Below are 9,983 nucleotides of genomic sequence, written 5' to 3'. Positions count from 1 at the left end.
TACTGGCCCTTGACGGGCGCAACCCACTGGCCGCCGATCCAGTTGTCGTAACGCGATTGGAAGGACATGACGGCGTCGGGCGAACCCGGGCGGGCATACACGGTCATCGATAACTCCCTGGTGTCGTGAAGCTCAGTTGCTTTTCGGATGTGACTCACAACACTAGGGAACGTACCGTTGCAACTACGTTGCGTACTGCTGATCGAACAGATCGACCCGAGACTTGACCTGCGAGTACAGGGGCGAACGCGGATCGAGTCCCGCGAGATAGGCCTCCCACGCGGCCACGTCTGCTCGGCCGTGCACCGACGTGGTCCACCGCGCCAGCAAACGTTGGTCACCCTCACGGAGCAACGCGGCCTGCACCCGCGCACGCAGTTCGTCCCGGATGTCCTCGACGCCGGGTGCGTCGGATCCGGGCAGCACCGGACCGGAATAGATGTCCAGGGCAGCGGCGAGCTCGCCCCGGTCGAGGGCACTGCGCACCTGCTGCACATCCGACACCAGGTCGGCGAGCAACCGATACGGGCGAGAGCCGATACCCGCCGTCCCGAAAACTTTTCGGAGCCGGGACATCTCGGCCCTGATCGTGACCGAGTCCAGATCACTCTCGTCGAGGAGGACGGCGAGACGGTCCGAACTGAGCCCCTCGGGATGCTCGGCGAGGAGCAGCAGGATTTCTGCGTGGCGCTGCGACAGCGGAGTACGCCGGCCTCCGCGGACGAGGCTGGGCCGACCCGAGCCCAGTACCTGCAACCGGGTGACGGTGTCGACGAGGGGCTGCGGCGAACGCAGCAGGTTCAGCCGTAGTTCGGCTTCTGCCGCGGCAACGGTGGCCCGAATCAGCGAGAGCACCTCGGGGACGGCTACCCGCGGACCACCGGTGATGTCGATGGCCCCGACGATCAGCCCGGTAGCAGGATCGTGGACCGGGGCAGCCGAGCAACTCCACTCGTGGACCGAACGGCTGAAATGCTCGGCACCGAAGATCTGCACGCAGTGATCGAGGGCCAGAGCCGTTCCCGGTGCATTGGTGCCGACGGTGTCTTCACTCCAGTCGGCACCCTCGACGAAGTTCATGTCCAGCGCACGATCCTTGGCCGAGGAATCGCCTTCGACCCACAGCAGCTGCCCCTTCTCGTCGGTGATGGCGACGAGAAGACCGGTGTCGGCCGCGTCCTCGACGAGCAGTTTGCGCACGACCGGGCGGATCAGCGCCATCGGATGCGAGGCCCGGTACTCGGCCAGCTCCGAGGCGGCAAGATGATCTGCCCGGGCTGCGCCGTCCGGATTGACGCCCTTACGGGTGCTCCGCATCCACGAATCGAGGATGACGGAGCGGACGGCATTCTGCTCCGTGTCGGGGACGGCGGGCACGGACCGGTCGACGAACAATTGGTGCGCCGACGATACCCGTCGTGCGAGCACTGCGACATCGTCGCCGGGTCGTACGGCGACCCACGGGTTGCCCCCGGTGGGCGGTTGCTTCTGCATCGGATCCTCCACGGCGTCTCTACTACTGTAACGCGGGCCACACTTCCGGCGGGCGAGGCCTGTCACCCCGAGAGGAAGGTACTGACCCGTTCGGCCACCATCACCGCGGTGGCGTGCGGGCCACGACTCGGCACCACCGGGAACACCGACGTGTCGGCAATGGTGAGTCCGTCGATTCCACGGACGTTGCAGCGCTCGTCGACCACCGCGCCGGCGTCGTCCGAATTCCCCATTCGGCAACTGCCACAGAGGTGCTGCGACGTCCCCAGGTGGGCTCGCACCGCGTTGTCCGACACTTCCTCTGATACCGGCTCCACCAGCGAGTGGAAGGCCGGCGATCGGAGTAGTTCCACACCGAGAGCGACGCCGTCCCGGAGCGCCCGGCGATCGGAGTCCGTTTCCGCGTAGCGATACTCTACCCGCGGACGGACGCGGCGGTGCGGGGACGCCAGGCGAATTCGACCCCGGCTCTCCGGAGTCATTACACCTATTCCCAGCCGGGGAACGGGCTGACCGGACCCGGGTACGAGGACATCGAAAGATGCCGTGTACGGACGAATTTCGATCTGTCCGACGTTGAGCACGGCCTCGAGCACCGGACTGGTGGCGTCGCGGCTCAGTGGAGCCCGGACCCGATAGGGCAGACCCACTTCGGGGTGGTCGCTGAAGTCGCTCCCGACACCCGGTGCATCCGTCACCGGACGAATGCCGTTGTCCCGCAGATGTTCAGTCGGCCCGATCCCCGAGTGCATCAGCAGCACAGGCGTCTCGACGGCGCCTGCCGCGAGAACCACCCGATCCGCCCGGACCACCCGTCGAGCGCCGCCGCTGTCGACCTCGACGCCGACCGCCCTGATGCCGGAGAAAAGAATGCGAACGACGTGCGAGTCGACGTCGACCGTGAGATTGGGGCGATCGAGCGCGGGCAGCAGATAGGCCGACGCCGTACTGACCCGCCGGCCGTCGCCGACATTGAGCGGCACGGGTCCGATTCCCTCGCCGTCGCGCCCGTTCTTGTCCGCTTCCTCCGCGAACCCCAGGTCGAGGGCGGCGAGGTGGAAGGCTGCACTCACCGCACTCAGCCGATCGGCCGGTTGCCTGCGCACGGGCACAGGACCCGTTGCGCCATGCAATGGGCCCTCGAAATCCACGTCTGTCTCCAGCGCGCGGAAGAAGGGCAGCACGTGGTCGTACGACCAGGACGGCGGCCACCGATCGAAGTCCGGCGCCGTCCCGCGGATGAAATATGCACCGTTGACGGCGCCCGAACCTCCGAGGACATGACCGCGCACCATGGCCGAAGGTATGCCGGGCGTCAGTTCGATTCCGTAGGTGTCGCCGTAGGGACTGCGCGGGCCGACCGGCAACGTGCGGTAGTCGAGCACGGAAGAACACTCGGCCGCCGATCGATACCCGGGACCGGACTCGAGCAGGACGACGGTTCGGTCAGGATCCTCGCTGAGCCGCGCGGCGACGACACAACCACTCGAACCACCGCCGACGACTACCACGTCGGCAGCTCGGACGGGACCGGCCACTACGATTTCAGCCGAGGCTTCACGGCGTCGAAATGACGGGCCGCGATCACGCCCTTCCACAGTCCGGCACCGTAGGCGATGTCGTCGATCCGTTTGAACGCAGTGTGCCGCACGGGACCCAGTCCGCCGGGTTCACGGTGGGTGACCCAGTCGGCGACCCCCTCCGCGATCGCGATGGCGAGGGCGATCCGGCGGATCCGTCTCGACAGCACCACCGCCACGAGCGTGATCGGCCAGTAGTGCCGGCACATCGCGGAGGCGAGCTGCCAGGCACCGCCCGCAAACCCTCGAGCTGCGAGAATCGCGGCGATGCGGGTGGGCTGATCGAGCCCGGTGAACATGCGGCGAAGACGCACCACCATCATCGCCAGGGTGGCGACGGCTCCGAGCAGACCGAGCCGAGTGCAGGTGGCCGCGGCGATGCACGCAAAAAACGTCCACGGAGACATGGACAGCGGCGGAACCATCCCCGCGTGCCGCGAGGCGAGCGGCGCCGCACCCGTCCCGTAGAACAACTTGCGGTCGAACCACTTGCCGAAGGTGACCCGGTGATCATGCGCCACATGAGCCACAGGCTCGTACCGCAGCCGCCAGCCGGATTCCTGCAGGCGCCAGCACAGGTCGACATCCTCGGCGACGTGCATGGACTCGTCGAATCCACCGAACTCGTCCACCACCTCACGGCGGGCGATCATCGCCGCGCTGGGCACATACGACACGGGCCCACCGGATTGGACCGCCGATTCCTTGCGCCCCAGATCCAGTGAGGATCGGCCGTGCTCGTATCGCGCCAGCGTGCTCGCCTCGGGGTCGAGAGCGACGATCCGCGGGGCCACGAGCGCGACCGCCGGGTCGCTGAAATGGCCGAGCATCACTTCGATCCATCCCGTTCGAGGCAGCACGTCGGAGTCCAGAAAGGCAACGAAGGGGGTTGCCGCGGAACGGAGACCGGTGTTTCTTGCCGCGGCGGGACCCCTGGCGGTGTCGTGACGGAGAACGGTGACGCGTCCGCACCCGTTCTGCAACGCGGGAGAGACCACCGGAACGTCGGAACCGTCGTCCACCACGATCACTTCCAGGCCCCGCAGCGACGCGAGGAGGCGGTGGAGCCCGCCCGGATTGTTCTTCACCGGAATGACCACGGTGACGTCCTGGGGTGAGGGAGTGCTCATCGGCCGCGGATTGGCGACGCCGGAATCGAGGAGTCTGCGGGCGACCACCGCCGACTGCGGATCGACGACCTCCAGGAATCCGTCGCCGATCATGGCCGCAGCGGTAGGCGCGAGTTTCAACATGCGTGTCGGTGAACCGCCGATGAGGACTCGGCCGCCGGAATATGCGCGCACCTTCGGATCGATCCGGATTCCGAATCCGTCGGGAAGTCGAGCTTGGCGCATCAGTCGATGGTATGCGCGTCGGACAGCACGGGCAGGTCATACCGGATATCGGGAACACCGAAGGTACGACGATGCGTCCTCAGCCACCCGAGGACTCCCGCGTGGGTCATGTGAGCCTCCCATCGGGGCCCGGCTCCCACCGGGCCAGTGCCTTGGACACGTCTTCGACGAGTGCGCCGAACAAGTGCGCCCCCTCCGCGGCCGTGGCGCCCGTCGGATCACCGAGCACGCCGTTGGCCGACACGGCGACCATACCGCCTTCGCGCAGTCTTGGCATCAAGCTTGCGAGAGGTTCGACATTGCCGGGTTCGGCGCTGGACAAACGTACCCGATCGGGTGAAAGGTGTAGCAACAGGGACGTTTCCGTACGGCCTGCGTGCGCATCTGCACCCGGCACGGCGCAGGGTACCCAGGCGACATCCCGGCCCTCGTACCGGAGCAAGGCAACAGCCTTGACCAGCGCGGGACCGTTGCCGCCGTGACCGTTGACGAACAGCACCCGACCCGCCCAGCGGCACGCCGACCTCCCGTACTCCACCAGCACCGTGTCGAGCGCATCCGCGCCGAGCGACACCGTTCCCGGGAACGCCTCGTGCTCGCCGCTGGCTCCGTAGGCAATCGCGGGCGCCGCCAGCACGCCGGGCAAGGCCCCCGTCACTGCTGCGGCGATTGCCGTGTCGGTGTCGAGCGGAAGGTGCGGGCCGTGCTGCTCCAGGGAGCCGACGGGGACGGCGACAGTCGCCCCGCCGCGGTCCAAATCCGTCCACACTGCGTCCTCGAGGGGCCCGGAAGCGGTCATGGCCCGATGCTATGCGAGGCGGATGTAGGCGCTGCCATCAGAGCGACAACGCGACCCGTTCACCCTCGATGACGGCGGAGTGCGCGCGCCGCGGGGCGAGGACGTCGCCGATGCGATGCACGTCGAAGCCCGCGGTAGTCAACGGGGCCCAGAGGTCGTCGTCGGGTTCTTGATGGACGGAAACCACCACCCAATCGACGGTGAGTCTGCTGACCCGCCCGGTCGGGTGATGCAGCAACGCAACGGCGACCTGTGATCGCTCGCCGGGATCACTGTCGGTCGGCACCACCTCGGTCAACTGGGTGATGCCCTTGCGGTGCGCCCGCTGGTTCCAGCCCTCGAGGTCCAGCGTGATGCCGAGGTCCTGACCGACGATCATTCCCGGTGTACAGATCGTGACCTCGCACCCGCCGTCCGCAAGGAACTCCGCCACCGACGTTCCCTGGTGGAACCCCAGGTCGTCGACAACCAGCACCGTCCCCTGCGGCCCGGCCCGTCCTTCGAGGACGTCGCGCACATCCACGATCCGATCGGATCGGCCGGCCCAGTGGGGGCGCACCGGACGAGCTCCCGTTGCCAGCACCACCACGTCCGGGGAGCACCCGGCCACGGCCTCTGCCGTCGCCGGTGTGCCGGTGCGCAGATCCACACCGACACGGCGGCACTCCTTCTCCAAATTCGTGACCAGGCTGAGTAATTCACGGCGGCCGGGCACCACTGCGGCAGTACGGACCTGTCCCCCGAGTTCCCGCGCTCGCTCGTACAGCGTCACGGTGTGACCACGCAGCGCGGCCGTCGCGGCTGCCTGTAATCCCGCCGGGCCGCCACCGACCACAACAACCCGGCGCCCGCGGACCCGCGGTTCGGGCAGGGCCACGGATTCCTTGCCCGCACGCGGGTTGACGACGCAACCGAGCCACCGGCCGAGGCCCATCCGGCCGACGCATTCCTGATTGCACGACAGGCACGTCCGGATGCCGGCTGTGTCCTCCGCCAGCGCCTTTGCGGCGAAGTCAGGATCGGCGACCTGTCCGCGCACCACACCGATCAGGTCGCAATGACCCTCTGCCAAAGCCCGGTCGGCCTGAGCTGGATCCGTGAACCGTCCGACTCCGACCACGGGAAGACCCACCCGTTGCCGGATGGCGTTCGGAATGAACAGTGCATAGCCGCGGGGCACCGCCATCGACGCTTCGATCATGTGCAGGGTTTCGGTGGCCATCCCGATCGAGGTGTTGATGTAGTCGACCTGCCCACTGGCATCGGCGAAGGCCGCCACCTCCACGGCCTCGCCGAGCTCGACGCCTCCCTCGAACCGATCGTCACCGGCGAGCCGCACCCCGAGTGCATGGTCCGGTCCGATCGCCTCGCGGACCGCGGCCACGACCTCGAGGAGGAAGCGAGCGCGGTTGCGGAGCGAACCTCCGTAGCGGTCGGTGCGCTGGTTGGTCGCCGGCGCCAGGAAGCTACGGACGAGCGAAGAATGAGAGCACTGCAGTTCGATGCCGTCGAAGCCGCCGCGGATGCACTGCTCGGCGACGAGTGCGTACCCGTCGATCAGCGTCCGGATCTCCCCGCTGTCCATCTCCTTCGGTACTTCACGGAACAACGGGTCGGGTACGGCACTCGGCGCCCACAGCGGCCGCCGGGAATACAGGCTCGACCCCTGACCACCGTTATGGTTGAGCTGAGCGAGAATCGGTACGCCGTACTCGTGCACGGCGTCGGTGATCCGCCGATATCCGGGCACCACCTCGGGGCGGTAACCCGCGATTACCTTCTCGTACGGCCAGTCACCGGGATGGGTGGCATGTTCCTCGGAGATGATCAGCCCGGCACCGCCCCTCGCGCGCGCCGCGTAATAAGCGGCGTGTTGCTCGGTCGGGAGTCCGTCGACGGCGTATCCCGTGAGGTGCGCCGAGAAGACCACCCGATTGCGCACGGTGAGCGGTCCGAGGCGCAACGGGGTGAAGAGGTGACGGTAGGCGGTGTTCACACCTTGGTGTTGCCCATGTCGAGAGCGACCTGACTTCCGGTGACCGTGCGGGAACCGTCACCGGCCAGCCATAGCACCGCATCGGTGATGTCGTCGGTCCCGGCCAGTGGATGCTCGGTGAGGATCGTTCCGAAGCTCGACAGATAATGGGGGTGTTTCTCGAGTATCACCAGACTGCCGGGGTCGGTGCCCATCGGGGTCTTGACACCGTACGGGTGAATCGAGTTGACCCGGATCTTGTACTCGCCGAGCTCTTTTGCCGCCGTCTGCGTCAGGCCGACCAGACCGAACTTGGAAGCTGCATAATTGGCCTGACCCGGCAAGGGTTTGATACCGGCGACCGAGCTCACGACGATGATGGACCCACCCCGCCCGCCCTCGATCAAAGCCGGCACTGCCGCCTTCAATGTCTTCCACGCACCCGTGAGATTGACATCGATCAGCGTCTCCCACTGCTCGTCGGGCATCTCCCAGAATCGGCTCCAGTTACAGATGCCCGCATTCGCGATCACGATGTCGAGCCGCCCGAACTGTTCGACGCCCCGATCCACCACAGCCCGCAGCGCGGCGCTGTCCCGGACGTCGGCCTGCTCTGCGAGGATCTTGCCACCTTCGGACTCCACCAGTCGCACCGTTTCGGCCAGATCGTCGGGCGTCGCCGGTTCATAGGTGTTGTACGTCGATACCGGTCCGCAGATGTCGACGGCGATGATCGCCGCGCCCTCACGGGCCAGCCGCACAGCGTGCGTCCGCCCCTGCCCTCGGGCGGCCCCGGTGATGAACGCTACCTTGCCGTCGAACTGTCCCATGACATCGTCCTATCTCTCGTTGACGCGGGTAACCGAAGGGCATGTGCCTCGAGGCGGCCTTCGCGGATCGCTTCGAGAAGTGTTCGGGGAGCGACGCAGTCACCGACCCGAACCGCGCCGGAGCGCAGAGTGTTGTCGGGTAACCGGGGGGAGCAGTCGATGACGGCGGCACACGGAACCAGAGTTTCCGCGCCGGTGTACCGGTTCCGGATCCGCGCACCCGAGTGTCCCGCCGACACGATCCGACTCGACAGGTGACGGGCGACACCCGCCCGTTGCAGACGCCCGTTGGCATCGAACAGGTCGCCGCTCGGGCCCAGACGCGATCCGGCCACCGGGTCGGGAGTCACCACACCGACCTCGCGCCCCGACGCCGCGAGCCATTCCGCGAGGGCGACCGCGATCGGGCCTCCGATCGGATCGAAGACCAGGACCGGACCCTCGTGCAGGGCGGCGCCGCTCAACACGTCGACGGCGTCGACGCACTGGGTGGTCCCGTCGACGGGAAATGGCGCTGGGCGGGGCCGGCTACCGGTGGCCACCACCACGGTCACCCCGTTCTTGTGGGCGGCATCGACGTCCGCGTCGGACACAGTGACACCGAGGCGGAAATCGACACCCAAGGACCGGCACTCGGCTTCGAGCCAGTCCGTCAGAGGTTGCAGGTGCGGTGCATCGACGGCGGCTATCCTCACCAGACCACCGAGGCGGTCTGCCGCCTCGGCGACCGTGACACGGTGACCGGACATCGCGAGGACGCGCGCCGCTTCGAGTCCCGCCGGCCCGCCGCCCACCACGAGCGTCGTCTCCGCATCCGCGGATATGCACGGATACGGTTGCGGTTCCGGCGGGTCGACGACCTCGTGGCCGGCGGTCGGATTGCCGACACAGGTGACGAGAGGATTGCGAGGGTCACGCACCCGGCAGGTCTGATTGCACAGGATGCAGGGGCGCGGCGCGGAACCGCTCCGGATCTTGGCGACCAGATCGGGGTCCGCGATCTGCGCTCGCGTCATCTCGATCACGTCCGCGACACCGTCATCGAGCGCCCGCCGAGCGAGAACGGGGTCGATCACGCTGCCCTGCAGCGTGATCGGAACGCCGCCGGCCACCGCCCGCCGAACAGACAAGCACGTATCCGTGTTGAATCCGGCCGGAGTGTGAAAATCGGGACGGTACGCCGTGACCGACAGTGCACCGCCGCGGACCACGACCACGAGATCGAGCGCACCGGCCAGGGTTTTCGCCTGCTCTGCGGCGACGGAGGGTGTGATGCCACCCCACGACGTCCGTTCGTCGCACGAAAGACGCAGCGACAGTACACGACCCGGACCCAGTTCCTGCCGGACAGCGGCAATCACCTCGCGGGTGAGCCTGAGACGGTCGGCCCCATACTCGTCGCCGCGCATGTTGGTGAGCCCCGAATGGAATTGACGCAGCAGTCCCCTCGGCCCGGCGTCGAGTTCGACCCCGTCCATGTCCGCCTCGACCACACCGACCGCGGCGGCGCGGAAACCCTCGACGAGTTCCTCGATTTCGCGCCGCTCCATCTGCATCGGCATCTCCCGCGACACCACGTCGGGCACCCGGGACGGTCCCCACAGCACGGACTGTGAATAAGCGCTCGAGCCCTGGAGTCCGGTGTGACCCAGCCCGGCCAGCACCAGAGTGCCGTGTGGGCGGCACGCCGACACGACGTCGCGCCAGCCGTCAACGCAGTCGGCAGCGAGTGGCGCGCGCTCATAGGGCCAGTCGGAGGCGTGCACCGACGCGACCTCGGTGACGACGATTCCCGCACCACCTCTCGCCCGCCGCTCGTAGTACGCAACGTGACGCGGGGAAATATACCGTCGCACACCGAGATTCGTGACATGCGGACCGAAGAGCACCCTGGAGGAGGCATGACGCCCCGCCAGGGTGATCCGGTCGGTCAGCTGCGCAGCCATCTAC

7 protein-coding genes are annotated in these 9,983 nt (G+C 67.5%); all 7 read right to left on the bottom strand.

Annotated features, from left to right (window positions below; all coding sequences use genetic code 11):
• Positions 1–183: 183 nt before the first annotated feature.
• Positions 184–1,494, bottom strand: coding sequence for a transcriptional regulator (locus R4P95_RS27720; RefSeq protein ID WP_317746961.1), 1,311 nt, complete (start codon positions 1,492–1,494; stop codon positions 184–186).
• Positions 1,495–1,556: 62 nt separating this feature from the next.
• Positions 1,557–3,032 carry a mycofactocin system GMC family oxidoreductase MftG gene (mftG, locus tag R4P95_RS27715; RefSeq protein ID WP_317746962.1) on the bottom strand — a complete coding sequence of 492 codons (1,476 nt, stop codon included), beginning with the start codon at positions 3,030–3,032 and terminating at the stop codon, positions 1,557–1,559.
• Positions 3,032–4,429 (bottom strand): mycofactocin biosynthesis glycosyltransferase MftF, encoded by a 1,398-nt coding sequence (gene mftF, locus R4P95_RS27710; protein ID WP_317746963.1) that lies wholly within the window; start codon positions 4,427–4,429, stop codon positions 3,032–3,034. The genes mftG and mftF overlap by 1 nt, the downstream gene beginning before the upstream one ends.
• A 106-nt stretch (positions 4,430–4,535) precedes the next feature.
• Positions 4,536–5,228: a mycofactocin biosynthesis peptidyl-dipeptidase MftE gene (gene mftE / locus R4P95_RS27705; RefSeq protein WP_109331689.1), complete on the bottom strand. Its 693-nt coding sequence runs from the start codon at positions 5,226–5,228 to the stop codon at positions 4,536–4,538.
• 37 nt (positions 5,229–5,265) lie between these two features.
• Positions 5,266–7,224, bottom strand: a complete 1,959-nt coding sequence (locus tag R4P95_RS27700; protein WP_317746964.1) for a mycofactocin system FadH/OYE family oxidoreductase 2 — start codon at positions 7,222–7,224, stop codon at positions 5,266–5,268.
• Positions 7,221–8,033: a mycofactocin-coupled SDR family oxidoreductase gene (locus R4P95_RS27695; RefSeq protein ID WP_109331691.1), complete on the bottom strand. Its 813-nt coding sequence runs from the start codon at positions 8,031–8,033 to the stop codon at positions 7,221–7,223. The genes R4P95_RS27700 and R4P95_RS27695 overlap by 4 nt, the downstream gene beginning before the upstream one ends.
• Entirely contained in the window at positions 8,009–9,979 is a 1,971-nt protein-coding gene (locus tag R4P95_RS27690; protein WP_317746965.1) for a mycofactocin system FadH/OYE family oxidoreductase 1, read from the bottom strand. Before R4P95_RS27690 ends, R4P95_RS27695 begins: the two co-directional genes overlap by 25 nt.
• Between the last annotated feature and the right edge of the window lie 4 nt (positions 9,980–9,983).

The organism is Rhodococcus sp. IEGM 27 (genome assembly GCF_033142305.1).
Classification (GTDB): domain Bacteria; phylum Actinomycetota; class Actinomycetes; order Mycobacteriales; family Mycobacteriaceae; genus Rhodococcus_F; species Rhodococcus_F oxybenzonivorans.
The sequence above is the reverse complement of the archived record's forward strand: the minus strand, read 5'-3'. Positions and strand labels throughout refer to the sequence as shown.